Here is a 25,319-nt window from a genome sequence, read left to right as displayed (position 1 = left end):
TTTTTTGCCTTAAAAAGTGAAAAAATAAGCGTCTCATGGTACAAGACGCGTCGTGTGTGTCGCATTTTGACCACCTAGTAACAAAAGGACGCCAAAAAAATGGAATTAATTCCCCCAGAACAGTTAAAAGCGCTCAGAGAAAAACTCGGGCTATCAACTCAACAGGCCGCAGACAGTGTGTATATAGCTCGGCGCCTATGGCAACGCTATGAAGCATCAAAGTCTGCTGAAAGTGCTCTTGATATAAACGCTCCTAAGCTCGAGCTCTTTTGTCTAAAACACGGCTTACCTTATCCACCCAATAAGCGCGGCACTCTAGGAAAAATAGTTAGTTTTTACGGTGGCCTGGGTGGATATGGTCACACGCTCCTCACAATAGACATATGCACGCTGTTAATTCAGGAAGGTTTCGATGTACTCATTGTTACGGGTAGACATGGTGCTTCCATTTTTGAGCAACATGCAGCTGATGAAAACTTACCGTTTCCTCGTGTTAAAGTCGTTGAAGAGTACCCCAGTTCGGGCGGAGAAGGGGTGTTCGCGTTCCTCGAACGCTTTCAACAGGGGCCCGATGACATAAACACTATTGCGCAAAACTATGACTTTGTGTTCATCGATTTAAACTTTGATGCAGCCGAGCGGTATTTTGAAAAAATTGATCCTGACTTAATTATCACGCCAATAAAGCTTTCGGATGTGCATCAGGGGGTTATGCGCGCTTTTAAAAATGTATTGGAGATAAAAGAACAGTTACTGAAGCGCGGCAATTCCAAAACTCAGGTGGCAGCTTTGATGCTTAGTGTGTCTACCCACTACACCTTTAGCCCTCAATATTATGGCTTAATTGATGACAGTGAAGCCGACTATGAAGAAAAAGCCGGCTATTTTGCCAAAGAACGTGAACAGCAAAGGAATGAGCAACAGGAATTTATTGCCCTGTTCAACGAATTACACAAGGCCGATATCACGCTAATGGATAACTACACATCTAATGCCTATGAAAGCTATTATGGACACAGTGAAAAAGGCTATAGCATTATTCATCAGGCTCCCAATTCTTTACCAGCGCATGAAATACGCGGTGTAAAGAATGAGATGATGAGGATGCTCGGTGTGCCTACTAGAAAGAAATCAGGATAATTATGACCAAAAAAGTTGATAGGGTACTCGATATAGGCACGGATCTGGTCCAAGAGTTAGGTCCAGTGAAAGTTTTAAAAGCTATTTGGGATAGTAGGTATGAGAAGAGAATAAGGACTCTCTTTGAAAATTGCGCACAACAATTACATAGAGGCGAGGATATAGGGGCGCTAAAACACAAATTAGATCAATATTCTGAAAGTGAAGTAGGGCAAGAGGTGATCTTTTCAATGGTCAATTGCGCCTTGCAATCTGAGTCGAGCTGGTGTTGTAGAGTGCTGGGGGTAATTCTTGGAATAAAAGTTAAGACAAATCAGCCGTTAACACATATCGAGCGAATTATCTCCAAGGCCCTCAAGGAGATGAACGACGAAGAGCTTGAGTTGTTAGTGACAATAATTGATAACCTTAAAGCGATCCCTATCCCTGAGAAAATGATAAAAGAAGCAGGAGGTGATCAGGCCAAGTTACACGAAAGCCTTAAAAGAAACTCAGTACGTTTATTTGATTTCTATGAAATAAATGCGATAAAGGCAGAAAATCAAGACTATCCAAAACATGAAGGAATGCTGGAAAGGCTCAAAATGCTTCAGGTTATATCCTCAACAAGTATGAGTGGTGGTTGGTCTAGGACGAGTACAGTTGGCTTGCTTAAACCAAATAGTGCTTCTTTTAAATTGGTTGAGTTGGCTAGAAAAGTTCGTTAACAATAAGATTAAGAGGATTATTGTGTTTGAATTTCCAAGAGATAGTCAAAATGAGTATTTATTCCACTACACCAGTGTAGATACCTTAGTTGACCATATCCTACCAAAACGCCAACTTTTGCTATCCAGCTTTTCTAAGGTAAATGATCCTAAAGAGTATAAAGACTTTATCCTTCAGCCATGTCGCCGTGATGCGGACAGGCATACCGAAACGTTTAGCCAATTGCAAAATACGATTTGGCCGGAGTTTAAAAGACGGCTAAAAGTGGCATGTTTTGTTTCTGAGCAGCAAAAAGACTCAGAGGAGCTTTTAAACTACAGCGGGCGTGGATTTGTAAATTCACCATTGTGGCATCATTATGCTAGTAAGGGCGAGGGCGTGTGTCTTGTCTTTAATAAAAGCATTCTATTAAAAGCGTTTGAAGAACAATTTCCTTCTAAAAGCTATCATGGAGAGATTGAATATAGGGCCATACCTGCCAACAAACAGACAACATTACCGTGGGCACAAATGAACATGGATATGATTGAAAATATAGGTTTGAAAGAATACGTAGATTGGCACATCGCCGAAAACCATAAGTCTATGTTTTTTAACAAGTCACCTGAGTGGGGCTATGAGAAAGAGTACCGTTTGGTCGTAACTTCAGATAAAGAAGGTATTTTTCTGAATATTGACAAATGTCTCGCAGGGTTGGTGTTTGGTCCCAATGCTAATTTAAGAGATAGAAGGAGGGTGTTAGAAATACCAGATAGACGGGGTTTTGGTAGTCCTATGTATAAACTTAATTATAAGAACTGCTCTCCAATTATTGACCATGAGTGGGGTAAATAGCACTTAAATTACTCTTGCTTTAGGTAACCAATAGTCAATACTTACACTGTAAACAAGACAAGGAGGTCGAGTATGCAGTATTCCTACTTCAAGCGCGGTCCCGGCAAAGGCTCACTTACGCCTTTGGCTACTCGGTGCGAGCAGGCCATTGATGTTGTGTCGCGAGAACTAATCACCCCAGGCGACATTAAGTACATTGAATCCAAGCTGCATGCCAAGTTCGTGCGCAAGATGGGTGAAATGCATTACTTATTCACCCGGTGCGCACGTTTTTAGGTTACGTTAGTGTTTAAGTATCATGCGGCTTAGCCGTTCGTTGGCGGCGCGCGCGATGGCTACCAATTGGTACGGCTGTATTGTAAAGCTTTCTTTTAGTATGTTGGGCAGCTTGTCGAACGAGGTCACCATGTCGTCTGGCCCCAGCGCTTGCGTGCGTGTGGTTTGTCCATTTTCAATGGTGAGCAAGATGCGTTGATAGTCGAGTGGGGCGGGCAGCTGCGCGTCGCTTCGTTGCTGCTCATCAAAAGCGCGGATCACCTGCAGGTGAAACTTAGGGCTGATCCACATGGCATAGGCATAAACCAGTTCTTTGCATACCCAGGTTCCCGCATTCACGCCACCTTTGTATACTTTATGGGCTAAGCCCATATTTGGGCTTAGCTCTATTTCATTAATCAGGTCATTGGTTTGTGACGTTCTAATAAACTTACTTGGCCTATGGTTAGGGCTTCCACCACTGGCTCTATGAAGGTCGTTTAGTGAATAGAGATCACCCTTGAGGCGGATCTGTTTGGATAATATGGATAAATTAGTCATGGTTGACTCCTTGGACAATGGTTTAAATCATCACCAAGGTCGCCAAACAGATGGTGATGACACGAGCAGGGTTGGCGAACCGGTTCCAAGGGACCGGCAGACCCGAAGGTCTCCCCACCCGTGCCACCATAATGTATGCGCACAGGTGTGCGGACACTAAAAAACACGCATAAATTTAGAGGCGTGTAGTGTCCTCTTGGAATATTCAGGTCGCCAAACCCGGCACCAGATTTTGCTGGTACGCGGTTAGTATGGGCTCAGCTAGGGGTATTGTCAATATCATGCTAGTCGGCCAGTAGTAGCCCGGCATTAAAGCCAATCCACATGGCGTTGATTAGCTCGTCGTGGTAACCGTCTTCGATATCAAAGCCTGCTAAGCGGCTTTGTATCTGGCTACCGAATTGCTGCAAGGCCCAGCGTTCAAATTTAGGTTTGTTTTCCATGCTTATGTTTCCTTGGTTTGATTTTGGTACCGTCATTAATGACGGTACCATCTGAGCTGATTCGAATGTTTCCTACTAAGCGGCTGCGGTCATTGGCTGCAATTTTTGGTAGATAGCTGACAGGTATTTCGCCTGGTGAATTGCGTCATCAACCGCGCTATGACGGACGCCATTAAATGGCATATCGGTTTTCGGGTCGAAACCGTGTAGGGTGCGGCCAAGGTCAACAAGTGTTCGAACATCACGATCCCCAGAATACGGCCATGGCTGTTTCATGCGGCAGGCTTTAAGCGCGTTACCCAGGATCACATTGTCGAAGGTGCAGCCATTACCCCAAACAACCCGCTCTTTCCATTCGGCGATATTGGTATCAAGCCAGGCGGTAAACTGCTCTAAGGCATTTTTGAGCACCACGGCATCTTTGCGTAACAATACCTGACGCGCTGCATCATCTTGCTCCATCCACCAAAGCACTGTGCCAGCGTCCATTTCGCCGTAATAAGCGGAACTTTTTAAGCTGACAATGGCCTCGAATTTTTCGCCAATCTCTCCCGTTACCGGGTTAAACAGACAGGCACCAATGGCGACTATGGCGGCCTTTGAACCGTTGCCCATAGTCTCCAAATCAAGCATTACGTTGTTCATAAATGTTTCCTATTTTGATTTCGCCGTGATTGGCGTGTTGTTTGACTGTTACTTGACCCTTGCTTGACTCAACCTGGTGGGCCTCAATCATCGCTTCCCAGTCGTCGGTTAGATAGTTAAAGTCTTCTGAGGTGTAGTTGCCCCCGGCAGCGGCCGCAGCCATGCTGTGTGTGATCTTTAGGGGCACCAGCTCATAGTCGTTTTTGTGCTCGACTAGCCAGTCAATTGCCTGGTGCGCATCAAGTTGCAATAACTGCTCTATTGTCATTATTGTTCCAAGCCCTCTAATCGGAGTATAAGTTCGCAGGCAGCAGCCCTTAGGTCATCCAGCGAACCGTCATTCACAATCACCTTATCCACTAAGTTTTCACCTATCCCGTCTTCTGAGCAGTGAGAGAGAATATGGGCCCACTCAGGCCTTATGATTTTTATCACGATGCCGCCCTGGTCTCGGATCAACTTAGCCTCATTCTCGAAACGAACATCGGTGATGATCAGCGCCTGGTGCGCAGCAATTTGTTTTTTGGCGGCCTGCAACCATAGCTCGCTGTTTATTAAGTTGCGCCCCCATTCTGTCCCCAGTGTCTGCATCGCTTTGCGGGGCGATACATTAAAGTGCGGATCCACTTCATCTTTCAGAGCACCGTTAACGTGATCGTCGCTCCACCCGAAAATTTCTCGGCAGGCATTCTTAATGGGCAAAGCAAAGGCGTATTGCTCAAATTGTTTAAACTCCCTCAAGAATGATGCAAATGTGTCTTTGCCACAGCGGGCCTGTCCGGTTAAACCTATAAGCATGGTTTCTTCCTATTTTTTAATTACTCTGGTGTCGTGTTCTGGGCTTTGCTCACAGTACAAAATCCAGTCCGGGTCTTCGCTATCAACCCAGTCACCTTCACCAATTTCTCGCCATTGGTAGGTGTATTGGTCAGGGTTAATCGCTGAATAAAGGGTGTGGCTGGGCTCCATATTGAGTGGCTTATGACTGGCTTCCCAGTCGGCGTAATCTGTTTCGATAAACTCATCCGGGTTACGCGTAACTTTAAGCTGCACCTGGATCTCTTCTTTACCGTCGAGCAGTACGCCCAAGGCCACTTAGTTATTGGCGTAATCACCTTCAAACATGTCTTGCAGCAGGGCCTCGATATTTTCGACGGCGGTGCCGGCTATTTCTTTGGCTGCACTCATCAGTCGCTCCTAAGCTGCTTTCTTAAAATCTGCTGGGTTTAGCGGCTTAAAGCGGCTGCAGAACTGGTCGATTACTTGCTGTGTCATGGCATCAAACACTTGCTGTTCAACGGCCTGACCTTGCTCTACCACTTGGCCGTGCTCGTTAATGATCGCCAGGCGGTGGCCGGGCGCCATAACCAGGGCGTTATTGGTTGCGCTAACTAAGCTCATACTGCCTCCTCAATTTCTTCGGCGCCGCGCCAGCCCGACAACACTGCAGCCTGGTGCCGCGAGTGGCCTTCATCGAGCAGGTCGAGATAGGTTTGGTAATCATCTTCAATGCCTGGGTAGTGGCACTGCTCGCAAAACGCAGTGGGCGATTGCTTGTTACAGCTGTTGCAGTTGGTCATAACGGCCTCTTGCTTACGTTGGTAGAACTGCCTGGTTCGGGTGCGCTGCTGGGCAACGCTATGGCGTTTAAATTTGTGCATTGCTTAGTTCTTCACTTAGTAAAATGGTGCATTCAAGGCCCACTCGGGCCGTTATAACCATGGGCGTAAGCCCATTTTTTGGCGCTGTTTATTCCATTTTTTAACCAAGGCGATGGCCTCGGCCTTGAGCTTTTCGCTAGTTAGTAACCGGCTGATCTCGTCATCATCTTTGGCTTTTTCACTGACCAGGGTTTCTAACGTGGCTTGCTCAAACTCGGTCATTAGTCGCTGCCTTGTGCCAGTGCTGCCAAGTCTTTTACATCGGTTTGCCAGTTATTGGCCTTGGCACGGCGCAGCCAGTTGCCACAGTGCTCCAAAGTGGCCTTGGTCGGGCGCAGGCCGCCTTTGGGTGCCTCAACCAGTTCGGCTTCGTCATCTTGGTTCAGCAGTATCAGGCCGCCGCGGCCGCTTTGGTGTAAATAGAGCAGGGGCGTTTGCCGCTCATCGTGCCCGGCCACCATGCCACCTAGGTGGTAGGGGTAGGTTTGGATAATGTCGGCGCCGTTACGGTAAATCTGGTTAATGCTGGCCACATTCAGGCGGTTTTCCAGCTCAGTAATGTGAGCCTGCAACTGCTTGGTGGTCTTTCGCTCGGCGCTATAGTTACGCTTGTGCTGCTCGGCGGCATCGCGCTGGCGTTCCAGACGCTGCTGATAGCTTTTTATCTTCTCGCGTAGCTTCTTCGGGGTACTGGCAATTTCTTTAAATGCGCCCAAGACAATATTAAGGTCTTGTAGTTTGGTTAATGCCTGGTCCCGTTCTCGGTTTGCCTGCGCCAGCTGTTGCTCGGCGGTTTCGGCATTTTTTAATACCACGGCAGCGCCTTGCTCATAATCTTTTATTAGCGTGCTAAGGCGGTCGTTCTCTGCCTGCAGATGTTCCAGCTCGTTCACCAGTGCATCATGATCTGCGGCCTCCTGGTTGTACGCAGCCGCCAGGCTGGTAATTGCATCTGCAACTGATAAATTCGGTGTGCTCATGTTCTCTATCCAAATTCGTAATAACTTCAATTCAGCCCACTTGGGGAAGTGAGCTGTCAGAAGTTACTAGGCTGTAGCTTCAATCATCAGCACCTTGTCGATGCCGTTGCGGATAACGGTTTTTACTTCGTTAAAGGCATCTTCAATCACTTTTTCTGGTTCAATGAGTTCGTACCAGATGGCCAGTTCACCTTCGCGCAGACGATAACGAAGGCGTGCTTCAATGCGGTATTTCTCGCCGTTCTGGAAAGGGGCAATACCAATGGCAATTTTTTCTGGTACTGTCACTGTGCCTTTGCTTTGGTTTTGCTCGCTGAATTGGAACTCGAACTCACCAGATTGCAGACGTACACCACTGCTAAATACTGCGGTGCGGATCACACTAAACTTGGTAGCTATTTCAAGGAGCTCGCCACCTGAAGGCTCGGCAAAGTCTTTGATGTTTTCCTCGATAAACTCGGCAAACCCTAACTGATTGAACTTCTTCTTGTTGTTGCTTAACCAGGTCGCCCATTCACGTGACTGTGGGCAAGCGTATTCAACTTGATGGTCGCACCAGCTGGCTTCAGTGGTGGTGTGGTAGTCCAGCATGCCAACAATGCGCTGTGAGTTATCGTTAAGCACCACTAAGCTGTCATCGTCACAAAACTTGTTGAAATAACGGATAAACGAGTCGGTCGATAACACGTTGAGATGTTTGCGGATCCGTGTTGGGTTATCTAAAAACTTCTCAACGTTCTCTAGGTGGTAACCACGGGGTACAGCTACAAATGGAACACCGCCATCTACTTTGTGTAAGTGTTGTGCAGCAGAGTTGTCGTATTGAATTCCTAGTTCTATATTTTCCATAATGCTCGGTCTCTTAGTTTTGGCCAGCGGCGTTCTTTAGCTCAGTTGGCCCAGTTGAAGTAGCAACAGTCTTTAGGTCTAAGGACTGTTGATGGGGATCATTTCTAATTAGGTCGCCATCATGCGTTGACCACATAATGGTTTGGGCACGGTCCAGCTGCGGCACCTTGTTGTTCACCGTGCTTTGAATGGTCACTGTGTCTTCACTGCCTTTCATCAGTGAAACTTTAAGCTGCAGCGTTAAGCTGCCCTGGCGGCCGGTTTCTCGAACGCCTTTAATTACTTCTGCTAACTGTTCAGTTAGCTCTTCATCCAAGCAGCCCTTTTCAAAGTAAGAAACGTGCTGGCTAAATGGAGTTATTAAGTGTCTTTCACTCATGGTGGTTTCCTCTCGTTGCTTTTACTTAAACCCAGAGCTCTAGGTTCTGTTCTATGATCAGCAGCGCGACCAGGGTGGTTACCCAGAGCGCTGCAATAAGGTTTTTCTTTAGGTTTTTCATGCCGCCAGCGCCATGGGGGCTTTGCGGGTGTTCTCAACCAGGCTTAAAAAGGCTTTGGTCAGGCACAGGTCTCGGCGCGCCGCGGCGTTAACGCCGAAGGTGGCCACGGCGGTGCGGGTTTTAGTGTTGAGCAGTACGATCACGCAGTACTGAGTACCCGACTCATACACGCACAGTTCTTCGTTACGCAGTTGTCTGTTAACCATGTGTACCCGCTGTTTGATCTGGTTGATCATCAGCTCGGCATAAGTGGGCGCTGTTGTTGTGGCTAGCATGTTATTTCTCCTGTTGTTGTTGGTTGGTTGCTTACGGCAACCACTCGGCTGGCTTGGTTGGGCAAGTGCGGCCAGCAGGCTGTGACAAAGTTATCCGGCTTAGGCTGCCTGTGGCGGCTCCGGCGGTGGGGTGTTGGCAACCTTTAGCGCCGGAACAACAAGTTCAAAGGGGTGATCTTGCTGCACCTGTTTAAGCGCATTGAGCGCGGCGGCGGTGCTTTTGGTGCCGGGAAATAAAAAGACCTTAGTCATGGTGCTCTCCTTTACCTTTAGGCTGCGAGTAAGTCGTTTTGCAGTTCGCGCAGGCGGCGAACCCGGGTCGTGCGAACTGTGCGGTTATTGCGAACAGTTCTAAAACTGCGCTCCAGATCACCATTGGCGGTGCTAAGCAGGCACAACAACAGGCACAGGGTGTAGCGCAGTACCCCTTGCTTTACGGCTTGATGCACGGTCTCGCGCATGGTGTGGGTGTTAAAGCGAAAGCCCAAATCACTGCAGGCTTTTTTTACTGTTGATACCTTTACGCCCATTGCCTCGGCAATGCGCTTTTGGGGCAGGCCTTGCGCAACAAACAACAGGGTTCTGGCCTGCTGTGTAGGCAAAGAAGAGAAGGGCTTTGTATCAACCTGAATATCTTCCAGTTGATAACCCGTTGCTGTCCGTGTTGTTTGCATGTTCACAATATCAAAAAATAACTTATGCTATTATCCTGATATAACTTTTATTGTTTGTAAATAGCTTTTGCTATTTTATTTGTGTTTTAAGGTCATCTTGTTGAGTATAGGAATTTATTTTTAATTTTTTCTTTAGGGAAATGATGTAGTGTGGTGAATGGAGATAAATAAACCGGAAGGAATCAAAATGAAGTTATTAAAAACAAGCGGGCTTTTCTTGGCTGCTGCCACCATGACTGGTTGTGTAAGCAACGCCGCCGATACAGCAACTCCTGCACCAACTAACCTGACGGGCATGTATAAGGCCTCGTTTTTTGGTGGATCTGTTGCTTGGAAAATAGAAAGTGATGGAACGGGTGTCGCGTGTGAGCAGCGCAATACTGTGGGGTCAACCCCGACACTACGCGATATGGTTATCAATGGCACTAAGGCCTACGATGTCTTTGAGTTCACTATTACCAATGTGACTGAGGATGGGTTTACTGCAGAGGGGATCAGCGATATGCAGTTTAAGAAGATCAGTAAGTTCCCTGTCGCCTGTAAAGTGTAGTTAATAGAGAAAGGCGCATAATGCGCCTTTCTACCTTAATACTGAATACCAGAACACTCGGCCTATTACTCTTACGTCTTGGGCTTCGTCACTGCTTAAGTTCTCGTCAGGATACTCATCTGAATTATAACTGCGGATTCTAAGGCCACCGCCTGGTTTGCGATTTAGCGTTTTAACGTAAAGGGCGCCATTCCAGTCTATGGCATACATATCGCCGTCTTTTATTTGGGTGTTGCCCGTATCTATACCAACCGTGGCACCATCGGGGATCACTGGCTCCATGGAATTTCCGCTTACTTTTACACAAGCGGCGCTTTGGTAATCTATCCCTTGCCGGCGTAGCGTTGCTTTAGAAAAACGCAGTTTTGGCCCAGCTGTTTCTAATTGCACTGTCGAACCATTGCCAGCTGATAACTCTACTTCCATATAAAAGGGTACTTCTACTTCGTCATCATTTAGTGGAGTGTTGTTATCCCAAGGCTCTATATCAATAATTTCCTTGATATTTGAGCTAGTTTCCACACTTGGTGCCCGGGCTGCATTATCCGGTGTGAGTGCATCATCGTCATATAAAAGCCAGTCTGCAGACACGCCTAATACCCGAGCAAAATCAGTCAGGTTTCTGGGCCGCCGTGTTCGACCATTTTCGATGTTCATCACCGAAGGTTGAGATACACCAACGCGCTCACCAAGTTGTTGTTGGGTGAGGCCTGCGTTCTCTCTGGCCTGTTTAAATCTATCTTTTAGTTCCATAAGTGCATTTTGATAACATTTGTTATTTTTAGCAAATAGCATTTCTTTTATTGTAAATAGCATTAGTTATGATACTTTATAATAAATGCTATAAACCAACCGAGGTTGCAATGAGCTTAGAAGCATTGCGAAAAGCTATTCAGGTCAGTGGCGGACAAGCCCCATTGGCCGAGAAATTAGGCAAAAAACAGGCCCATATTTCTGTGTGGCTAAATAGAGATAAGAAAGTGCCTGCCGATATGGTGCTTAAAATTGAACTGGCGACGGGCGTTCCCAGGCATGAGTTGAGGCCTGATATTTACCCGCCAGATGAATATGAGGCGGTAGCAGAGGTACTGCAGCAAAAGAAGGTCGCGTAGGTGATTCTTCATAATAATTCCCCGTGTTGTATGTGCTTACTGTAGTGGGCACACCAAAAACAAGAAATCACCGCATGTATATGTGTTTTTATACAGGTAATGACATGGTAACCAAAAGCCTAGAAATAAAATTAACGAGTGACACCTCGGCAGTTAGCAATTTGCTGGACAAGCTTACTCAGTGTCTAGAAAGCAAACCTGCCTACCTGGCTGCGCAAGTGGTGAAGCGTATAGAGGCGCTGCGAGCGCAGGGTGATTTAGTGCTTATGTTACAGACTGGGAGTCTAAATATGGAGGTGATCATGTACCCCACGCCTAGCTTTGTATATCTGGCTCAAGCCGTTTTTTCTAACAAATTTCAGGAGCTCTATCCACAAGGGTAGTACCTGGTTTGTAGTTTCAATCAGCAGTTAACAGCAGGAATAATAACAATGCAGCATGCAACAATGCAGGACTTACAGTCGGCTTTGCAGTATTTGGATCCCAATTGCCCCAGGGATGAATGGGTTAAAGTGGCCATGGGCATTAAAGATGAGTTTGGCGATGCCGGCTTTAATGAGTTTGACTCATGGAGCAGCAGCGGTGAGCAGTATAAGCCCAGCGAGGCCAAGAGTACCTGGCGCAGCATTAAGGCCGGTGGTGGTATTACTATTGCCACAGTATTTAAGATGGCGACTGACAATGGCTATAAACCCCAGCGTGAGTCGGTTGACCCAGCTGAGCAGGCCCGCCTTAAACAAGAGTTTGCCCAGCGCGCTAAAGAACGCGAAGCGCAAGCTGCAACAGAAGCCGCCGAGCGCCAGCAGTGGCATGGGGCGATCGCCAATTTTGCTACCAGCATTCTTGAGCAATTCACCATTCAAATTAAGTCCAATAAGTATTTGGCCACCAAGAAGGTGGATGCCTTTGGTGTGTACGGCATTAAAACGGCCTTTATTGCTGTGGTTCGGCCTAACTTTGTCACTGAGGTGATTACCGGCGGCAGCGAGATAAAGCGCTTTTTCGATACGTTGCCTGAGGGCGACTCCCGCGATTTCTCCTTTCTACATATTAAACGTGGCGATCTGGTTATTCCGCTTATCGATATCGAGAAGAAGGTGTGGAATATTCAGGTGATTAACGCCAGCGGTACCAAGCTGTTTTTAAAGCATGGCCGCAAATCTGGGTTGTTCCACTTTATCGGTAAGGCTAACTCGCATAATGTGCTGGCCGTTTGTGAGGGGTACGCTACTGGAGCGAGTATTCACATGGCCACAGGTTGGCCTTGCGCGGTAGCGTTGGACGCAGGTAACTTGCTGCCGGTTGCCAAGGAACTGCAGCAAAAGTTAAGCGATAAGAGTTTTATTTTTTGCGCCGACAATGATGTTCAGACCAAGGGTAACCCGGGTGTGACCAAAGCTAAAGAGGCAGCAGCTGCGGTTAATGGACTAGTTGCCGTGCCGGACTTTTCTGGTATTTTAAATAAGGAGGCTGCGTGATGGCCTCTCGCTCTTTAACAGATTGGAATGACTTGCATGTTAGCGCAGGGCTAGATGCTGTGAAGCAGCAGTTGCGCGCGGTGGTTGATAAACCCAGTGCCAATGATGGTGCTGTAGGGGATACCCCGGCGCCGCAAAACGCTGGCGCGCGACAGCGTTCGGTGGGGGATGAGCAATGGCACCGCCTTCTCCAGATGACTAAATCTGGCGCTTACCTGGCCAATATCAGCAACACTAAGCTGGTGTTGGAGAACGACCCGGCCTTTGCTGGGGTGCTGGGTTACTGCAACTTTAGCTACCGCATTATTAAGCGTAAGTTGCCGCCGTTTAGAATGGCGCGCTTGGGTGAGTGGACCGACACAGACACCGAGCGTTTACGTATTTACCTCTCTGAAACCTATGGTTTTACCCCAAAACCCAGCGATGTGGTTGGCGCGGTTCTGGTGCACTCCGAAGAGCATGCCTTTCACCCGGTGCAGGATTACCTTAATGCTGTTAAGTGGGATGGTACGCCCAGGGTGGCCACCTGGTTGCACAGCTATTTGGGTGTTGAGAACTCTGACTATGCCGCCTTGGTAGGTACCTTCTTTTTGGTGTCTGCTGTGGCTCGGGTTATGCGCCCGCCAGTGAAGGTGGACTCGGTGTTGATCCTCGAAGGTAATCAGGGCCTGGGTAAGTCGACCATGTGCCATAACCTGTTTGGCGATTGGTTTACCGATACGCCCATGGCCCTGGGTGAGAAAGACACCTTCCAGCAGATGCAGGGGATGTGGGGGATTGAGCTGGCCGAACTGGATGCGTTCAATAAGGCCGAAAACACCCGGGCTAAGCAGTTCTTTGGTTCGCAAGTGGACAGGTACCGACCGAGCTATGGCCGCATGGTGCAGGAGTTCCCGCGCCAATGTGTGTTTGTGGGCACCACGAACCAAGATAGGTACCTAAAGGACTCGACGGGTAACCGGCGCTACTGGCCGGTGATGTGTACGCGAATATGCCAGGAGGCAATAAAGCGCGATAGAGACCAGCTTTGGGCCGAGGCGCTGCACTTGTTTAATGAGGGAATGCCCTGGTGGCCAACCGATGAGTATAAGCATCTGTTTGAAGAGCAGCAGGAAGACCGCTTTGACAGTGATGTGTGGGAGGACTTGATACAAGACTGGCTCATGCGTAACCGGCGAGTGGACTACTCCAGTGCCGATATTATGGCTGAGGCTTTAAGTATGGACCCCCATGCTATGCGACCACCTGAGCAAAAGCGGGTGGGGCAGATAATGCACCGGCTGGGTTTTGAGAAGAAAAAGAAACGAGTGGGCGGCCAGCGTCCGGCTTTTTATGTGCCACCAGAGGGGTTTTGGGATGCGTTTACATCAGCCTAGTGTGACCATGACCACAGGGGGTGACCGCTGTAGGCCGCGTATTTACTGGGGTGGTCACGGTGGTCACGGTGGTCACGGTGTTTTTCCGCACACATACGCGCGCGCGGGCGAGCGGGCGGGGACGCGATTTCCCATTTCCCAAATATGTACCCTTGCTAATGTATGTAAAAACACTATGACCACTATGACCAGTATGACCAATGTAGTAATTACAAGGGTTGTAGCGGTCACACTGGGTGGTCACGGTAAAAAACAGGGTGACCAGACAAAATTAATAACGAACTGTGCGCTAACGGGGATTTAAGATGCAGCTGAATACGACGATAGACGATTTACTAAACGAGTGGGGTGCCTGGTCGCAGGCTGGCTTAGGGTTAACTTTAAATTCCCCGGCACAGACTGGATGGTCATCGCTTGATGATGACACAGGGTTGTTGATTGACAGGGCGGTGGCGATGTTAGGGATGTACGCACCGAAAACTAAAACGGTGGTGATGTTGAGCTACCGTTCGCAGCTTAGTTGCCGGCAAATTGCTAAGCGCTTGGATATTGGAGAAACCCAAACCAAGAAGTTACTTTTCAGTGGCGCTGCTTGGCTTGAGGGCCACTTAATAGCGAAAGGAATATTAATTAAATCAGCGGCCTAAATTTTAGTTGCAATCGGGCGCCCGATAACTATACTAGGTCAGGTAAGCTTAGCAAAGCTGCATCCAATAGCCCGAGGTTAACACCTTGGGCTTTTTTGTTTGTGCTTTGTGGTGCTTAATTCCTGTTGTTGTGACCCGCCTCGGCTTGTCCTGGCGGGTTTTTTATTTTGAGGCCGATATGAAACTAAGCAAACTGTTAGCCGCCGGTATGACCGGTGTACTGGCCTTGGCCGGTGTGATGGTTGCTGAGTTTGAAGGTGAGGTACGCACTGGGTATGTTGACCCAGTTGGTGTGGTTACCACCTGCTTTGGCCATACGCAAACAGCAGAGTTAGGTAAAACTTACACAGAATCTGAATGTTTAAACTTGTTTGCTGTGGACTTAGCTGTTCATAACGAGCAGCTGTTGGGCGCTGTGCGTGTGCCGCTGTCTATCAGCGAGCATGCGGCGTATTTGTCGTTCCATTACAACGTTGGTGCCGGGCAGTTCCGCAACAGTACGTTGCTGAAGTATTTAAACGCCGGCCAGCGAGTACATGCCTGTGATGAGTTATCGCGCTGGGTGTACGCCGATAGCCGTAAGCTAGGCGGCTTGGTTAAGCGCCGTGAGCTGGAGCGCCAATTATGCCTAAGCGAGTTAAGCGATGCTTAACCTAAACAACCTACTACCAGCGGCCTTAGCGGTTTCGCTGGGGTTGGTGGTGTTCAAGTATGCGGCACTAAAGACTGATCTTGATGATGCCCTACAGGCTAACGATACACTGGCCCAGTCGTTAGCGAGCCAGAAGAGTCACGCTGATTACCTGGCTCAAAGCCTGGCACTGGCCAACCAACAAAACCACAGGTTGGTTGAAGAACGTACCTTACTGAATACCCTGAGCGCCGACTACCGCCGCCAACTTAAATCTATTGAGCGTGAGCTTAGCGAATCACAAACAGAACTCGAAGCACTAAGGCTGTCACCTGATGAAACTACTAAACAATGGGCTAATGATTGTGTCCCTGGCGCTGTTGTCAGCGTGCTCAAGTACGCCACCAGTGGAGCCTGTAGTCAAAACGGTGGTACAGACTAAGTTTGAGTTTGTGCACATACCTGATGAGTACATTCAGCCTTGCGCTGTTGGCTTATCGGAGGTGGGTGACAACACATCGCTGGCCCAGTACGCGGGCAAACTGGAAGCAACAATCGATGTATGTAACGAGCAACTGCTAAAAGCGAGAGAATGGAACAATGCGAATCGAAGTAAGTGATGTCGCTATGCAGAAGGCAGTAAGTGGAGCGACCTACGGCGCTAGCTTTACGTCTTTTGTTAGTGGTGCATTGAGCCTTAACGAGTGGGCGATACTGCTCGGCATCATCTTCGCCGGCCTAACATTCCTCGCTAACTATTGGTTTCAGCACAAACGTAACCAACGTGAAGCGCGTAAGCATGAAGATGATCGCGAGTTTCATCGTGCTCGCATGGAGGCGCTGCAGCAAAGCGACCAGGCTCAGCTGCTTTGCCAGGAGAGTTTAAATGCCGACTAAGCCAGGTTCCTGGTGTAGCAAGTGCCGGTGTGTTCACCGCGACGAGCCCTGCCCCAAGCGGGTACCGTTCGAGCGTAAACGCAGTGGTGATAACCAGTCAGGTCGCGGCGGCCGAGCATGGCAAAGAACGAGAGAGTTCATCTTTCATCGTGACAACTTCCTTTGCCAAATATGTAAACACAAAGGCGAGCTGACATCTGTTGAGCTACACGGCCAATACCATGGTGTATGTGACCACATCGTTCCCATCTCTCAAGGTGGTGATGACCGGTTGGATAATCTTCAAACCATATGCCAGTCGTGCGACAAAAAGAAAACAGCACTTGAGTCTCAACATAGTTCTAACCCGGGGGTGGCAAAAGTTCAGCGCGCCCCCTAGGACACCGCCGCCTCAATGAGATTTTTATGCGGGGCAGAAATGAAAACAAAAAACCCATTTAGTGAGAATATTGATTAGTTATGGCAGGCCGGTACCCAGCAGTTGCAGAGGATCAGACCAATAAGGTCGTACAGTTCCCGAATTCTGCTGAAAACAAGGAAATTAGCGATAAAGAGGCGAAAAAAATCGCGACTCAATCGCGTCCGCGTGGAATGTCAAAACAAGAGCAGCAGGTGTGGAATAACGACATGCCTGAGTATGTGAAGATCAACCGCTTCAAGCCTCACTATATCCGCTTCTTTAAAGAGTACTGTGTAGTCATTGCGCGCATGGAAGCGGCTCTTATCTATCTGGAAGCCAATGGTTGGAAATATACAACCGAGGGACGTAACGGCATTCAGCACAAGACGCGCCCAGAGGCCAGCCAGTATAACGACGATTGGCGAAAGCTTAACAGCTTGATAAATCAGATTGGCGGCAGCCCTGCCACCGACCAGCGTTTTAATAACCTGCAGCCAGGGCTGTTCGATGACTTGTACTAAATGCGAAATAACTACCCAACATTCCAAAGAGATCATCTTGCCGATATTGAACAGTACGCGCTCAGCGTTCTGGACGGCACCCGGCCAGCCAATAAGTATGAACGGTTAGCCATAGAGCGAGAAAGTCGGGATCTGCAGCGCGTCGAAAATGACGACAGCTTCCCATATTACTTTGATGTTGAAGCAGCACTCAAAGTGATCAGGTTCATAGAAACATTTAACCACGTAAAGGGTAAATGGGCTCGAGCCAAAGGGCAGGAGTCCTTAATCAGTTTAAGCGGCTGGCAAAAATGGATCACTGCACAGGTGTTCGGATGGAAGCACAAAGAAACACTTCGCCGCCGCTTTCGTACTGCTTTTACTCTGGTACCGCGCAAGAACGGTAAGTCGACTTGGGTGGCGCCAATTGGTTTGTACATGCTGGCCAATGACGGCGAAGCGGGTGCCGAAGTGTATTGTGGCGCTACGACCCAAAAGCAGGCCAACGAGGTCTTCTCTCCGGCAAAAAAGATGGCTACTAAGCAGCCGAATTACCGCCGCCAGTTTGGTATTGAACTGTTCGCGCAACAAATTGAGCGCACTGTAGACGGCGGCAAGTTTGAACGCCTTATTGGTAACCCGGGTGATGGTGGTTCGCCAAGTTGTTATCTGTGTGATGAGTATCACGAGCATGACGATGATGACCAACGTGACACCATGATCACCGGGATGGGTGCTCGTGAGCAGCCATTAGAATGGATAATCTCGACCGCCGGCGCCAACTGGTTTGGCCCCTGTGGCCAGTATCAGAAAGAGTGCCAGGAAATACTCGAAGGCTCGCGCATAGACGAAACCGTCTTTGCCATGATCTACACCATAGATGCTGACGATGACTGGCAAAGCGAAGCGGCACTTGTTAAAGCCAACCCCAACTATGGGGTATCGGTAGAAAAGGAGTTTCTACTCAACCAATTGGCCAAGGCCAAGCAGTCAGCACGTAAACAGAACGCCTTTAAAACCAAACACCTTAACCTTTGGGTGGGGGCGCGTGAGTCATGGCTCAACCTGGAAGATTGGAAAGCCGCGGCTGATACCACGATCAGCATTGAGCAGTTCCATGGCTACGAGTGCACCAAGGGTGTCGACTTGTCGGAGTCAGACGACTTAACAGCTGACGTTACCTGCTTCCCCCAGGAGCGAGATGGCAAATTGCATTACACCTTTTTTGCCAACACCTATGTCACCGAGGCCAAGGCCGATGAAATCGACATCTATCGGGACTGGATAAACAAGGGGCACCTCAACCAGTGTGAGGGCAGCAGCATTGACTATGACGAAGTGGAACGTGGCATTAAAAACGACAATGAGCACATGCTTGTTACTGGGCTTTTTTATGATCCCGCCGGTGCCGCGCCCATTGCTCAACGAGTGCAAAACACCACTGGCATCGAGCCCATTAAAGTGGCCCAAAACTACACCAACTTTTCGCCGGCCATGCGTGAGTTTGAGAACCTGCTAAGGCAGGGTCGCATTCATCACAATGGTGATCCGGTACTGACCTGGTGTTTGGGCAACGTGATCGCCAAAGAAACCATGGACGGCAAATATATTCGCCCTGTTAAAGAGCACAAAGACAACAAAATCGATACCGCAGTCGCCATGTTGCTGGCCTTTATAGGCAGCTGGCAACCGGAAGAAGATGATGGTTCTAACCAAGAGTTTTTGGAATTCTAATGTTTAAACTCCCGTTTTTAAGTCGCAGCAAGAGCACTACACAAGTGAGCAACGCTGTAGAGCAACAAGAAGCCTCAGTGCAAAACATCAATGCACTGGCTGAGCTTTTTGGTGCCATGCCATCACTTGCCGGACCGGTAGTCACGCCCAAAACATCGATGAAGGTATCCATTGTTTTTGCCTGTGTCCGGCTTATTGCCGGCGCCATTGCCCAAATGCCGGTGCATATTTTTGAGCAAGGTGAGGGCAACAACAAGTCGCGGGTACCGAATCATCCAATGGCCAGCTTGCTTAACCTGCAGCCAACGCCAGCGTGGAGCGCCGCGACATTCTGGGAGTTTATCGTCTCAAGCATGTTACTTCATGGCGACGGCCTGGCAGTACTGCTGCGTGATCGCAACGGCGACGTAACAGAAGTACTGCCCATTAGCCCAGTTGGCGCTCATATAGAAAACAACAATGGCCGGCTAAATTACTTTTTTAACATCGATGGCATCTCCCGTGGTTTTGACCAGGATGACATTCTGCACTTCCCCGGGTTCGGCTTTAATGGCCTCAGGTCAATGTCGGTCATACAGTGGGGCGCGTTCAACAGTATTGGCCTGGAACTGGCCATGGAACAACACAGTGGCGAGTTCTTTAAATCAGGCTCAACGCAGCGAGTGGCCGTAGTTAAAAAAGGCAAATGGGATGAAGCACAACAAGACAAGTTCCGTAATGCCTGGGTAAAAGTCTATGGCGGAGTAGAAAATTCGAAATTCCCACTTGTTCTTGATGAAAGTACTGATATTAAGGCGTTGAGCTTATCCGCCAAAGACTCACAGCTGCTGGAATCAAGAGAGTTTCAAATTACCGACATCGCCCGTGCCTTTGGCTTGCCCAGTTTCATGGTAAACCAAGAGCAAAAATCAACATCATGGGGCAGTGGTATTGGTGAAATAGGCCTGTCGTTCCTGCGCTTTACGTTGGGCCCGCACCTAAACCGCTTTGAACAAGAGCTCAACCGCAAGTTGTTCCTGAACAAGCCCATGTTCGCTGAGTTTATCGCCGCGAACCTGATGCGCTTAACGCTTAAAGACCGCAACGAGGCTTATCGCCAAGCCATTGGCGGCTCACAGGGCCCAGGCTGGATGAGCATAGATGAAGTTCGCAAGCTGGAGAACCTGCCAGAGCTGGGAGGAAGCTACAGCCTTCCTTATGATCCAATTGCTGCCAACAACCCACAATCGGAAACCTAATTATGAATAACAACCGCAAACTAATGCAGTTAATCCAAAATAACTGCCAAAATCGTGATCAAATCGGTTACCAGGTTAAGCAGCAATCCCCGCTGGCCAATGCCGGTGATAGCCGCCCCGCTTTTTTAATTTATGATGTTATTGACCCATGGTGGGGTGTCTCAGCTGAGACGATTAAGCGCGACCTGCTTAGCATAACTGATGCCACCGACATCGATGTGTTTATTAACAGCCCCGGCGGTGATGTATTTGAAGCCACGGCAATTGCCGCCAGCTTTAAAGCGCACCCTGCCAAGATTCATGTGCATATCGACGGTATCGCCGCCAGTGCGGCCACACGTATTGCCTTGGCTGGCGACACCATTGAAATTGCCGAATCGGGCTTTTACATGATCCACTACGCCTGGACCTTGGCATTAGGTAACGCTAAAGAAATTCGTGATACCGCGGACATGCTCGACAAAGTCGACAATACTATTGTCACTGACTACGAGCAGCGTACCAATGCGGGAGAAGAGCAGGTGCGCACCTGGATGGAAGCCGAGACCTGGTTTACTGCCCAAGAAGCACTTGAGCATGGCTTTGTAGACAGCATTATGCAGGGCGCTAACACAGAGCCCACGAACAACAAAACCTGGGATTTATCCTCATATCACAACGCCCCCGAACCCCAGGCACCACAAAACAAATTTCCGCAGCGTGAGCGTTTAGAACGATTCGCGAACATGCTGCTAAAAACTGGCTAGCTCCGCTGGCTCCACTACCAAAGCACTTACGGGTGCTTTTTTTGTACTTAAAATTGAGGAAAACACTATGTCTATTCAGCAGAAGCGGGAGCAGCGCAAGGGTTTGGCTGTCACCTTAAACCAGTTAGTTTCGGAACATCCTAAAGATGAAGCCTGGACTGACGACAAGCAGAAGCAGTATGACGACTTGGTCACTAAGATTGATGCGCTTGACGGTGAGCTAGACCGAGAGCAAAAGGTGCTAGACCTTAACGCTCGTTCAAAGCAAACCATTCAAGACCGTGCCGATCAGCAAGGTATTTCTACTGATGAAGCCGAGCATCAAATCCATCAAGAGAAAGCAGCGTATGCCGCTTGGCTTCGTGGTGGTATGTCGGCATTGAGCGCAGAGCAACAAGAAGCTGTTCAAGCGCGCATCTCCAGCCCTAAAAACACCATGAGTACCGGTACCGGTTCAGAAGGCGGTTACCTAACCGCTGATGAAATTGCCCCGGGCATCTCTCAGGCGCTTAAAGCCTATGGTGGTATGCGTGAGCTGGCCACAGTAGTGCCTACTGAAACCGGCTCAACTATCCCTTGGCCAACGGCGAACGCCACGGCAGAGCAGGGCGAGTGGTTGGCGGAGAACGCCGCGGCTAACGATGAAGATACCTCTTTCGGTATTCGTAACATCGATACGCATATGATCAGCTCTAAGGTCATTGCCGTACCGTTCCAGCTGCTGCAAGACACCCAGTTCGACCTTGAAGGTTACATCAATAACCTTATTGGTATGCGTATTGGCCGCACCTCAGAAGATGCCTTTATCAACGGCACAGGTACGGGCATGCCGCATGGCATTTTGGCCGACACTGCAGCGGGTAAGGTCGGTGCCAATGGTCAGGTATCAACCATCTTGGTTGATGACCTCATTGACCTAGAGCACAGCGTGGATCCGGCGTATCGCCGCAGCATGCAGTGTGGCTACATGATGAATGACTCCACCTTAAAAGCCGTTAAGAAGCTTAAAGACAACCAGGGCCGCCCATTGTGGTTACCGGGTATGGAATCGGCGGAGCCCAACACTATTTTGGGCAAGCCATATGCCATCAACCAACACATTCCGGCGATGGCTGCCAACGCCAAGTCGGTACTCTTTGGTGACTTCTCTAAATACATCGTCCGCGATGTGTCGCAAATGCTGTTCTTCCGCTTTACCGACAGCGCCTACAGCCGTAAAGGTCAGGTTGGCTTCCTAGCGTTTATGCGCACCGGTGGCCGCTGCATCGACACCGGTGGTGCTGTTAAGTACTACCAGAACGCAGCCGCTTAATTAACTGGTCAATAGCCCCTGCACAGGGGCTATTAACACTCATTGTTAAGGAATTAATTATGACAACTCCAAAAAAAGATAAACAGCCAGAGCTAATTACTGCTCGTGTGCTTGTTGCCTGCACCATTGCTGATAAGCAATTCGAGCCTAACGCCTTGGTGAAAGGTGATGCTGAGTTGTTGGCACCGCTTGTAGAAGTGGGTGAACTGTCGGATGACAAAGCCGGCATCGACTATTGCAGCAAAGAACTGGAAGCCACCGTAGTTGACCTAAACGCGGCAGCTGAAAGCGACGACAGCGAGTAGTCACCATGAAGATGCTCCGAAAGTTAATACAGGCGCCGAGCGTTGAGCCAATCACGGTTGCTGAGCTGGCAGCACATACGCATGCTGATGATGATCACCATGAGTATTTGCAAAGCCTGGTACCGCGAGCGCGTAAGCGTTTTGAACAGCGCACAGGTCGGTTACTGGTGGAACAAACCTGGCAATTTGCCATGGCGAAGTTTGGCCAAGAAATCGTGCTGCCATACGCGCCGCTTCGGAGCATCAACTCAATTAAGTACATCAACAACCAAGGCCAGTTGGTGACGCTTGACCCCAGTGAATACCGCATCGTTGACCACGGGCTAACAGCGGTTATCACCCCCAAGCTCGGTGGCTCATGGCCAGCCGTGGGCTTTAAGGTGGCCGATGCCGTGCAGGTTGAATGTGTGCTTGGTCATGCCGCACTGGATGGCAGCGAGCAGATAGACCCCAACAGCATGATTGATCCGGACCGCTTTAATTTGGCCAAGCAGGCCATTTTGGTGTTGGCCGCAGACTGGTTTCGTAACCGTGAAGATACCGCCCCAGTGCAGCTTTACGATATGCCAAATGCCTTCACATCCATAGCCAACGAGCTAGCGGTGGAGCTGCTATGAAGTATCTACCGGCAGCCAAGTTTAATTGCAAGGCCAGTTTTGCCCGCGCCATTGAATCAGACGATGGCTATAACACCAAAAGCCATGAGCACGAATTTTTTAAGTGGGTGCATATTCAAACGGGCGCCGCCAAGGAGCTGGAGCAAAGCGGCCAGCTGATGGGTGAGCTTACCCACACCATTACCTGCCGCTATAGCGACAAGATTAAAGCCACTCATCAAATTAGCCATAAAGGGCGTGTGTTTGAAATTATCGGCCAGCCGGTAAACCAGAACTTTACCAATACGCTCACCATTATTGCTGCGAGGGAGATCACCCATGCTTGATGTAGGCATAGATATATCCGGCTTAAAGCAAATGGAAAATGCGCTGCTTGATATCGCCAAGGAAGTTGGCGCTAAAAAGGCCACCGGTATGATGACATTATCAATGAGAGATGGTGCAGAAGAGTTTAAGCAAGAAATTGAGCGAACTGCGCCTGTTTCCTCAAAGGTTAGGTCAGCAGCAAGCCGAGCGAAAGCCTTTAACAGACCAGGGTTTTATAAATCAAAGATAAAAATCAGATCTTCTACAAATAGAAACGCACAGATTAATAGAAAATTTGATAAAGGCGTCGTGTCTATTGTAAAGGTTGGTGTATTTAAGGTTTTCTACGCTCCATGGATTGAATTTGGAAATTCTAAATTACCCGCAAACCCAATTATTAGAAGAGCATTCATAAAGAAAACCAACCCTGCAATGCAAGTCATAAACCATCGACTGGCAAAACGCATTCTATTGGCCCAGCGCCGCATTGCTAAAAAGAACAAAGCAGCATGATAGAAAACAGCATTCGCAGCCACGCCCTAAAGAGTGTGGCGCTCACTACTCTTATTGCTCGGCGTTTTCACTTAACGCCGAACCATAACTCAGATTCCAGTTACGTTGTGCTGCAGGTGATCACCGATACCACCCCGGTAGAGATTCACCTGGAAGACAACCAAAGCGAGGCGCTCATTCAGTTCGACTGCTACAGCGCCTCGCCGCAAACGGCCAAGGCTATCGCCGCGGAGATTGAAGCCATATTCCACAAACAAGGCTTTGTGGACGATGCCGTCAAGGTGCAGCTCGCACTCAAGCAAAACCGCATACCAGATTTTGAAACCGGCTCGAGTTTATATCGCGAGTCATACGAGTACATCTTTAAATACAATGAGGTATAAACCATGCCAGATCCAACTCCAGTCACAGGGCCAGCTGCTGAAACCGTTGATTCGCACCTGTCCACGCTACAGTTCTGCACCACAGGTGTGGGTACTGTAGACGCATTTTTGCCAGGCCTAGACATCATCCCCCAAATTAACTCCGGCAAGGTCTATGAAGACGATACCGATATTGCCGCCGCACACCGTAGTTACAGCGAAAAGGCTCTACCGGAAGATCAGGACTGGGAGCTGGCATTTCGCCATAAGCCTGGTATCGCCGAGCAGAAGTCATTTACGGATCTGGTCAAAGCGGGTACGCCTATTTCAATTAAGGTGACTCGCGCCAGCGGTGAAGTGCAAGACGCGGTGTTTATACCGCACGACTACTACAGCGGCGAGTCGGGCAAAGACTCCGGCAAGCAGATGTTCGCCTGCATTGGTAAGTTGCAGCAGGTGCAGTTTACTACCCTGGCCGCGGTATAAGGTGACTCCATGATCACAGCAGCACAAATTATGGCGGGAGAGTTACCTACCTCCTCCCGCGAATTTACCGTAGAAGGTGTGGGTAAGCTCGTCTTGCATCGCTTGCCGGCAACCGAAGAAGTGAAAGCGCGTCAGCTTTTTACCGATAAAGATGCCGACCCAGCAAAGCTGGAAGAAATGGCCCAGCGCAACACCTACTACATGCTCCATGGCCAGTTTAATGACAAAGAAGCAGCCAAGTTGCCCCAGCTACTCGATGTACATCAGTTGGGGATGATCCACACAACCGGGCTGTTCTTCACCAACCTGACCCAAGAGCACCTCGAAGAAACGGAAAAAAACTAAAACGGCAACCCGAGTTACAGGCGCTCTGCAATCTGGCAGATAACTTGGGTTGCTCCATCTACGACCTGCATAAGCGCTTGTCTGCCGAAGAACTGGAGCTTCGCCTTGTCCATCAGGGGCTAAAAATGGGCTTCACCTTTGACCGCAGCGAGCACCGGAAAATACAAACCGAGCAAAAGCGCCGAGAACTAGAGACGTTTTTAAACACCTGCCCCTGGCGCAAAAACAAGAGAGATTAA

Annotated in this window: 43 protein-coding genes; 27 read left to right on the top strand and 16 right to left on the bottom strand. The window is 49.0% G+C overall.

What is annotated here, in order from left to right; genetic code table 11:
• Window positions 1-99: 99 nt before the first annotated feature.
• The 4 genes from C2M24_RS14370 to C2M24_RS14355 all read left to right on the top strand — a co-directional run bounded on the left by C2M24_RS14370 (window position 100) and on the right by C2M24_RS14355 (window position 2,958).
• Window positions 100-1,140 (top strand): helix-turn-helix domain-containing protein, encoded by a 1,041-nt coding sequence (locus C2M24_RS14370; protein ID WP_105215767.1) that lies wholly within the window; start codon window positions 100-102, stop codon window positions 1,138-1,140.
• Window positions 1,141-1,142: 2 nt separating this feature from the next.
• Window positions 1,143-1,847 (top strand): hypothetical protein, encoded by a 705-nt coding sequence (locus tag C2M24_RS14365; protein WP_105215765.1) that lies wholly within the window; start codon window positions 1,143-1,145, stop codon window positions 1,845-1,847.
• 22 nt (window positions 1,848-1,869) lie between these two features.
• Entirely contained in the window at window positions 1,870-2,682 is an 813-nt protein-coding gene (locus C2M24_RS14360) for a DUF2971 domain-containing protein (RefSeq protein WP_158683779.1), read from the top strand.
• Window positions 2,683-2,754: 72 nt separating this feature from the next.
• Window positions 2,755-2,958: a hypothetical protein gene (locus tag C2M24_RS14355; protein ID WP_105215761.1), complete on the top strand. Its 204-nt coding sequence runs from the start codon at window positions 2,755-2,757 to the stop codon at window positions 2,956-2,958.
• Between the two features lie 6 nt (window positions 2,959-2,964).
• Here C2M24_RS14355 and C2M24_RS14350 read toward each other — a convergent pair whose 3' ends face one another.
• From C2M24_RS14350 to C2M24_RS14295, 15 genes are all read right to left on the bottom strand, one after another.
• Window positions 2,965-3,498 (bottom strand): KilA-N domain-containing protein, encoded by a 534-nt coding sequence (locus C2M24_RS14350; protein ID WP_105215759.1) that lies wholly within the window; start codon window positions 3,496-3,498, stop codon window positions 2,965-2,967.
• A gap of 284 nt (window positions 3,499-3,782) precedes the next feature.
• Window positions 3,783-3,941 carry a hypothetical protein gene (locus tag C2M24_RS16040; protein WP_158683778.1) on the bottom strand — a complete coding sequence of 53 codons (159 nt, stop codon included), beginning with the start codon at window positions 3,939-3,941 and terminating at the stop codon, window positions 3,783-3,785.
• A gap of 75 nt (window positions 3,942-4,016) precedes the next feature.
• The gene (locus tag C2M24_RS14345) at window positions 4,017-4,586 is read right to left on the bottom strand and encodes a 3'-5' exonuclease (protein WP_105215757.1); all 570 of its coding nucleotides are present in this window, start codon (window positions 4,584-4,586) and stop codon (window positions 4,017-4,019) included.
• On the bottom strand, window positions 4,567-4,854 hold the full coding sequence (locus tag C2M24_RS14340) for a hypothetical protein (protein WP_105215755.1): 288 nt from the start codon (window positions 4,852-4,854) through the stop codon (window positions 4,567-4,569). Before C2M24_RS14340 ends, C2M24_RS14345 begins: the two co-directional genes overlap by 20 nt.
• Window positions 4,854-5,384, bottom strand: a complete 531-nt coding sequence (locus tag C2M24_RS14335; protein ID WP_105215753.1) for a deoxynucleotide monophosphate kinase family protein — start codon at window positions 5,382-5,384, stop codon at window positions 4,854-4,856. Before C2M24_RS14335 ends, C2M24_RS14340 begins: the two co-directional genes overlap by 1 nt.
• A 9-nt stretch (window positions 5,385-5,393) precedes the next feature.
• Entirely contained in the window at window positions 5,394-5,681 is a 288-nt protein-coding gene (locus tag C2M24_RS16105) for a hypothetical protein (protein WP_199775725.1), read from the bottom strand.
• 102 nt (window positions 5,682-5,783) lie between these two features.
• Window positions 5,784-5,987, bottom strand: coding sequence for a hypothetical protein (locus C2M24_RS14325; RefSeq protein WP_105215751.1), 204 nt, complete (start codon window positions 5,985-5,987; stop codon window positions 5,784-5,786).
• The gene (locus tag C2M24_RS14320; protein ID WP_105215749.1) at window positions 5,984-6,247 is read right to left on the bottom strand and encodes a hypothetical protein; all 264 of its coding nucleotides are present in this window, start codon (window positions 6,245-6,247) and stop codon (window positions 5,984-5,986) included. The genes C2M24_RS14325 and C2M24_RS14320 overlap by 4 nt, the downstream gene beginning before the upstream one ends.
• Window positions 6,248-6,298: 51 nt before the next feature.
• Entirely contained in the window at window positions 6,299-6,469 is a 171-nt protein-coding gene (locus C2M24_RS16035) for a hypothetical protein (protein WP_158683777.1), read from the bottom strand.
• Window positions 6,469-7,227: a hypothetical protein gene (locus C2M24_RS14315; protein ID WP_105215746.1), complete on the bottom strand. Its 759-nt coding sequence runs from the start codon at window positions 7,225-7,227 to the stop codon at window positions 6,469-6,471. The genes C2M24_RS16035 and C2M24_RS14315 overlap by 1 nt, the downstream gene beginning before the upstream one ends.
• A 66-nt stretch (window positions 7,228-7,293) precedes the next feature.
• Window positions 7,294-8,076: a DUF2303 family protein gene (locus C2M24_RS14310; protein ID WP_105215744.1), complete on the bottom strand. Its 783-nt coding sequence runs from the start codon at window positions 8,074-8,076 to the stop codon at window positions 7,294-7,296.
• Window positions 8,077-8,089: 13 nt separating this feature from the next.
• Window positions 8,090-8,455: a hypothetical protein gene (locus C2M24_RS14305; protein WP_105215742.1), complete on the bottom strand. Its 366-nt coding sequence runs from the start codon at window positions 8,453-8,455 to the stop codon at window positions 8,090-8,092.
• 117 nt (window positions 8,456-8,572) lie between these two features.
• A complete protein-coding gene (locus C2M24_RS14300) occupies window positions 8,573-8,851 on the bottom strand; it encodes a hypothetical protein (protein WP_105215740.1) in 279 nt (92 codons plus the stop codon).
• Between the two features lie 99 nt (window positions 8,852-8,950).
• Window positions 8,951-9,103 (bottom strand): hypothetical protein, encoded by a 153-nt coding sequence (locus C2M24_RS16030; protein ID WP_158683776.1) that lies wholly within the window; start codon window positions 9,101-9,103, stop codon window positions 8,951-8,953.
• A gap of 17 nt (window positions 9,104-9,120) precedes the next feature.
• Entirely contained in the window at window positions 9,121-9,525 is a 405-nt protein-coding gene (locus tag C2M24_RS14295) for a helix-turn-helix transcriptional regulator (RefSeq protein ID WP_105215738.1), read from the bottom strand.
• Window positions 9,526-9,712: 187 nt separating this feature from the next.
• On the opposite strand from C2M24_RS14295, the gene C2M24_RS14290 reads away from it, so the two are divergent.
• Complete coding sequence (locus tag C2M24_RS14290) at window positions 9,713-10,075, top strand: hypothetical protein (RefSeq protein WP_158683775.1); 363 nt, start codon at window positions 9,713-9,715, stop codon at window positions 10,073-10,075.
• Between the two features lie 30 nt (window positions 10,076-10,105).
• Here the strand turns inward: C2M24_RS14290 and C2M24_RS14285 are convergent, their stop codons facing one another.
• Window positions 10,106-10,828 (bottom strand): S24 family peptidase, encoded by a 723-nt coding sequence (locus tag C2M24_RS14285; RefSeq protein ID WP_105215804.1) that lies wholly within the window; start codon window positions 10,826-10,828, stop codon window positions 10,106-10,108.
• A 110-nt stretch (window positions 10,829-10,938) separates the two neighbouring features.
• Between C2M24_RS14285 and C2M24_RS14280 the strand changes: the two genes are divergently transcribed.
• The 22 genes from C2M24_RS14280 (at window position 10,939) to C2M24_RS16025 (ending at window position 25,319) form a co-directional block, all read left to right on the top strand.
• Complete coding sequence (locus C2M24_RS14280; RefSeq protein ID WP_105215802.1) at window positions 10,939-11,187, top strand: transcriptional regulator; 249 nt, start codon at window positions 10,939-10,941, stop codon at window positions 11,185-11,187.
• Window positions 11,188-11,618: 431 nt separating this feature from the next.
• Window positions 11,619-12,665, top strand: coding sequence for a PriCT-2 domain-containing protein (locus C2M24_RS14270; protein ID WP_105215732.1), 1,047 nt, complete (start codon window positions 11,619-11,621; stop codon window positions 12,663-12,665).
• Window positions 12,665-14,041, top strand: a complete 1,377-nt coding sequence (locus C2M24_RS14265; protein ID WP_105215730.1) for a virulence-associated E family protein — start codon at window positions 12,665-12,667, stop codon at window positions 14,039-14,041. Before C2M24_RS14270 ends, C2M24_RS14265 begins: the two co-directional genes overlap by 1 nt.
• 305 nt (window positions 14,042-14,346) lie before the next feature.
• Entirely contained in the window at window positions 14,347-14,688 is a 342-nt protein-coding gene (locus tag C2M24_RS14255) for an antiterminator Q family protein (protein WP_105215726.1), read from the top strand.
• Between the two features lie 178 nt (window positions 14,689-14,866).
• Entirely contained in the window at window positions 14,867-15,340 is a 474-nt protein-coding gene (locus C2M24_RS14250; protein ID WP_105215799.1) for a lysozyme, read from the top strand.
• Window positions 15,333-15,761: a hypothetical protein gene (locus C2M24_RS14245; protein WP_105215724.1), complete on the top strand. Its 429-nt coding sequence runs from the start codon at window positions 15,333-15,335 to the stop codon at window positions 15,759-15,761. Before C2M24_RS14250 ends, C2M24_RS14245 begins: the two co-directional genes overlap by 8 nt.
• A complete protein-coding gene (gene lysC / locus C2M24_RS16355; RefSeq protein ID WP_442792520.1) occupies window positions 15,655-15,939 on the top strand; it encodes an Rz1-like lysis system protein LysC in 285 nt (94 codons plus the stop codon). The genes C2M24_RS14245 and lysC overlap by 107 nt, the downstream gene beginning before the upstream one ends.
• A 7-nt stretch (window positions 15,940-15,946) precedes the next feature.
• Entirely contained in the window at window positions 15,947-16,216 is a 270-nt protein-coding gene (locus C2M24_RS14235) for a phage holin (RefSeq protein ID WP_158683773.1), read from the top strand.
• Window positions 16,206-16,595, top strand: a complete 390-nt coding sequence (locus tag C2M24_RS16350) for an HNH endonuclease (protein ID WP_105215718.1) — start codon at window positions 16,206-16,208, stop codon at window positions 16,593-16,595. The genes C2M24_RS14235 and C2M24_RS16350 overlap by 11 nt, the downstream gene beginning before the upstream one ends.
• Before the next feature lie 80 nt (window positions 16,596-16,675).
• Window positions 16,676-17,137: a P27 family phage terminase small subunit gene (locus tag C2M24_RS14225; RefSeq protein ID WP_105215716.1), complete on the top strand. Its 462-nt coding sequence runs from the start codon at window positions 16,676-16,678 to the stop codon at window positions 17,135-17,137.
• Window positions 17,138-18,850 carry a terminase large subunit gene (locus C2M24_RS14220; RefSeq protein WP_105215714.1) on the top strand — a complete coding sequence of 571 codons (1,713 nt, stop codon included), beginning with the start codon at window positions 17,138-17,140 and terminating at the stop codon, window positions 18,848-18,850.
• Complete coding sequence (locus tag C2M24_RS14215) at window positions 18,850-20,088, top strand: phage portal protein (RefSeq protein WP_105215712.1); 1,239 nt, start codon at window positions 18,850-18,852, stop codon at window positions 20,086-20,088. The genes C2M24_RS14220 and C2M24_RS14215 overlap by 1 nt, the downstream gene beginning before the upstream one ends.
• 2 nt (window positions 20,089-20,090) lie before the next feature.
• Window positions 20,091-20,834 (top strand): head maturation protease, ClpP-related, encoded by a 744-nt coding sequence (locus C2M24_RS14210; RefSeq protein ID WP_105215710.1) that lies wholly within the window; start codon window positions 20,091-20,093, stop codon window positions 20,832-20,834.
• A gap of 67 nt (window positions 20,835-20,901) precedes the next feature.
• Window positions 20,902-22,146 (top strand): phage major capsid protein, encoded by a 1,245-nt coding sequence (locus C2M24_RS14205; RefSeq protein WP_105215708.1) that lies wholly within the window; start codon window positions 20,902-20,904, stop codon window positions 22,144-22,146.
• A gap of 59 nt (window positions 22,147-22,205) precedes the next feature.
• Window positions 22,206-22,451, top strand: a complete 246-nt coding sequence (locus tag C2M24_RS14200) for a hypothetical protein (protein ID WP_105215706.1) — start codon at window positions 22,206-22,208, stop codon at window positions 22,449-22,451.
• A gap of 5 nt (window positions 22,452-22,456) precedes the next feature.
• Window positions 22,457-23,068 carry a head-tail connector protein gene (locus C2M24_RS14195; protein ID WP_105215704.1) on the top strand — a complete coding sequence of 204 codons (612 nt, stop codon included), beginning with the start codon at window positions 22,457-22,459 and terminating at the stop codon, window positions 23,066-23,068.
• Window positions 23,065-23,394 carry a phage head closure protein gene (locus tag C2M24_RS14190; RefSeq protein WP_105215702.1) on the top strand — a complete coding sequence of 110 codons (330 nt, stop codon included), beginning with the start codon at window positions 23,065-23,067 and terminating at the stop codon, window positions 23,392-23,394. The genes C2M24_RS14195 and C2M24_RS14190 overlap by 4 nt, the downstream gene beginning before the upstream one ends.
• Entirely contained in the window at window positions 23,387-23,887 is a 501-nt protein-coding gene (locus C2M24_RS14185; RefSeq protein ID WP_105215700.1) for a hypothetical protein, read from the top strand. Before C2M24_RS14190 ends, C2M24_RS14185 begins: the two co-directional genes overlap by 8 nt.
• Complete coding sequence (locus C2M24_RS14180; RefSeq protein WP_105215698.1) at window positions 23,884-24,270, top strand: DUF3168 domain-containing protein; 387 nt, start codon at window positions 23,884-23,886, stop codon at window positions 24,268-24,270. Before C2M24_RS14185 ends, C2M24_RS14180 begins: the two co-directional genes overlap by 4 nt.
• Window positions 24,271-24,273: 3 nt before the next feature.
• Window positions 24,274-24,735, top strand: coding sequence for a hypothetical protein (locus C2M24_RS14175; protein WP_105215696.1), 462 nt, complete (start codon window positions 24,274-24,276; stop codon window positions 24,733-24,735).
• Between the two features lie 9 nt (window positions 24,736-24,744).
• The gene (locus tag C2M24_RS14170; protein WP_105215694.1) at window positions 24,745-25,080 is read left to right on the top strand and encodes a hypothetical protein; all 336 of its coding nucleotides are present in this window, start codon (window positions 24,745-24,747) and stop codon (window positions 25,078-25,080) included.
• Between the two features lie 44 nt (window positions 25,081-25,124).
• Complete coding sequence (locus C2M24_RS16025) at window positions 25,125-25,319, top strand: hypothetical protein (RefSeq protein WP_158683772.1); 195 nt, start codon at window positions 25,125-25,127, stop codon at window positions 25,317-25,319.

It is taken from the genome of Pseudoalteromonas sp. T1lg22, from assembly GCF_002964645.1.
GTDB lineage: Bacteria > Pseudomonadota > Gammaproteobacteria > Enterobacterales > Alteromonadaceae > Pseudoalteromonas.
Note: the sequence above shows the minus strand (reverse complement) of the source record. Positions and strands in the feature narration are given on the sequence as shown.

Coding starts and splice junctions, on each gene's coding strand:
- C2M24_RS14210 (WP_105215710.1), top strand. CDS start 20,091: ATGAATAACAACCGCAAACTAATGCAGTTAATCCAAAATAACTGCCAA.
- C2M24_RS16035 (WP_158683777.1), bottom strand. CDS start 6,469: ATGACCGAGTTTGAGCAAGCCACGTTAGAAACCCTGGTCAGTGAAAAA.
- C2M24_RS14245 (WP_105215724.1), top strand. CDS start 15,333: ATGCTTAACCTAAACAACCTACTACCAGCGGCCTTAGCGGTTTCGCTG.
- C2M24_RS14355 (WP_105215761.1), top strand. CDS start 2,755: ATGCAGTATTCCTACTTCAAGCGCGGTCCCGGCAAAGGCTCACTTACG.
- C2M24_RS14250 (WP_105215799.1), top strand. CDS start 14,867: ATGAAACTAAGCAAACTGTTAGCCGCCGGTATGACCGGTGTACTGGCC.
- C2M24_RS16040 (WP_158683778.1), bottom strand. CDS start 3,941: ATGGAAAACAAACCTAAATTTGAACGCTGGGCCTTGCAGCAATTCGGT.
- C2M24_RS14280 (WP_105215802.1), top strand. CDS start 10,939: ATGAGCTTAGAAGCATTGCGAAAAGCTATTCAGGTCAGTGGCGGACAA.
- C2M24_RS14215 (WP_105215712.1), top strand. CDS start 18,850: ATGTTTAAACTCCCGTTTTTAAGTCGCAGCAAGAGCACTACACAAGTG.
- C2M24_RS14350 (WP_105215759.1), bottom strand. CDS start 3,498: ATGACTAATTTATCCATATTATCCAAACAGATCCGCCTCAAGGGTGAT.
- lysC (WP_442792520.1), top strand. CDS start 15,655: ATGAAACTACTAAACAATGGGCTAATGATTGTGTCCCTGGCGCTGTTG.
- C2M24_RS14265 (WP_105215730.1), top strand. CDS start 12,665: ATGGCCTCTCGCTCTTTAACAGATTGGAATGACTTGCATGTTAGCGCA.
- C2M24_RS14305 (WP_105215742.1), bottom strand. CDS start 8,455: ATGAGTGAAAGACACTTAATAACTCCATTTAGCCAGCACGTTTCTTAC.
- C2M24_RS14175 (WP_105215696.1), top strand. CDS start 24,274: ATGCCAGATCCAACTCCAGTCACAGGGCCAGCTGCTGAAACCGTTGAT.
- C2M24_RS14195 (WP_105215704.1), top strand. CDS start 22,457: ATGAAGATGCTCCGAAAGTTAATACAGGCGCCGAGCGTTGAGCCAATC.
- C2M24_RS14185 (WP_105215700.1), top strand. CDS start 23,387: ATGCTTGATGTAGGCATAGATATATCCGGCTTAAAGCAAATGGAAAAT.
- C2M24_RS14345 (WP_105215757.1), bottom strand. CDS start 4,586: ATGAACAACGTAATGCTTGATTTGGAGACTATGGGCAACGGTTCAAAG.
- C2M24_RS14220 (WP_105215714.1), top strand. CDS start 17,138: ATGCGAAATAACTACCCAACATTCCAAAGAGATCATCTTGCCGATATT.
- C2M24_RS16350 (WP_105215718.1), top strand. CDS start 16,206: ATGCCGACTAAGCCAGGTTCCTGGTGTAGCAAGTGCCGGTGTGTTCAC.
- C2M24_RS14190 (WP_105215702.1), top strand. CDS start 23,065: ATGAAGTATCTACCGGCAGCCAAGTTTAATTGCAAGGCCAGTTTTGCC.
- C2M24_RS14340 (WP_105215755.1), bottom strand. CDS start 4,854: ATGACAATAGAGCAGTTATTGCAACTTGATGCGCACCAGGCAATTGAC.
- C2M24_RS14180 (WP_105215698.1), top strand. CDS start 23,884: ATGATAGAAAACAGCATTCGCAGCCACGCCCTAAAGAGTGTGGCGCTC.
- C2M24_RS14310 (WP_105215744.1), bottom strand. CDS start 8,076: ATGGAAAATATAGAACTAGGAATTCAATACGACAACTCTGCTGCACAA.
- C2M24_RS14295 (WP_105215738.1), bottom strand. CDS start 9,525: ATGCAAACAACACGGACAGCAACGGGTTATCAACTGGAAGATATTCAG.
- C2M24_RS14170 (WP_105215694.1), top strand. CDS start 24,745: ATGATCACAGCAGCACAAATTATGGCGGGAGAGTTACCTACCTCCTCC.
- C2M24_RS14320 (WP_105215749.1), bottom strand. CDS start 6,247: ATGCACAAATTTAAACGCCATAGCGTTGCCCAGCAGCGCACCCGAACC.
- C2M24_RS14255 (WP_105215726.1), top strand. CDS start 14,347: ATGCAGCTGAATACGACGATAGACGATTTACTAAACGAGTGGGGTGCC.
- C2M24_RS14335 (WP_105215753.1), bottom strand. CDS start 5,384: ATGCTTATAGGTTTAACCGGACAGGCCCGCTGTGGCAAAGACACATTT.
- C2M24_RS14290 (WP_158683775.1), top strand. CDS start 9,713: ATGAAGTTATTAAAAACAAGCGGGCTTTTCTTGGCTGCTGCCACCATG.
- C2M24_RS14270 (WP_105215732.1), top strand. CDS start 11,619: ATGCAGCATGCAACAATGCAGGACTTACAGTCGGCTTTGCAGTATTTG.
- C2M24_RS14225 (WP_105215716.1), top strand. CDS start 16,676: ATGGCAGGCCGGTACCCAGCAGTTGCAGAGGATCAGACCAATAAGGTC.
- C2M24_RS14325 (WP_105215751.1), bottom strand. CDS start 5,987: ATGAGCTTAGTTAGCGCAACCAATAACGCCCTGGTTATGGCGCCCGGC.
- C2M24_RS14235 (WP_158683773.1), top strand. CDS start 15,947: ATGCAGAAGGCAGTAAGTGGAGCGACCTACGGCGCTAGCTTTACGTCT.
- C2M24_RS14365 (WP_105215765.1), top strand. CDS start 1,143: ATGACCAAAAAAGTTGATAGGGTACTCGATATAGGCACGGATCTGGTC.
- C2M24_RS16030 (WP_158683776.1), bottom strand. CDS start 9,103: ATGACTAAGGTCTTTTTATTTCCCGGCACCAAAAGCACCGCCGCCGCG.
- C2M24_RS14315 (WP_105215746.1), bottom strand. CDS start 7,227: ATGAGCACACCGAATTTATCAGTTGCAGATGCAATTACCAGCCTGGCG.
- C2M24_RS14370 (WP_105215767.1), top strand. CDS start 100: ATGGAATTAATTCCCCCAGAACAGTTAAAAGCGCTCAGAGAAAAACTC.
- C2M24_RS14300 (WP_105215740.1), bottom strand. CDS start 8,851: ATGCTAGCCACAACAACAGCGCCCACTTATGCCGAGCTGATGATCAAC.
- C2M24_RS14285 (WP_105215804.1), bottom strand. CDS start 10,828: ATGGAACTAAAAGATAGATTTAAACAGGCCAGAGAGAACGCAGGCCTC.
- C2M24_RS14205 (WP_105215708.1), top strand. CDS start 20,902: ATGTCTATTCAGCAGAAGCGGGAGCAGCGCAAGGGTTTGGCTGTCACC.
- C2M24_RS14200 (WP_105215706.1), top strand. CDS start 22,206: ATGACAACTCCAAAAAAAGATAAACAGCCAGAGCTAATTACTGCTCGT.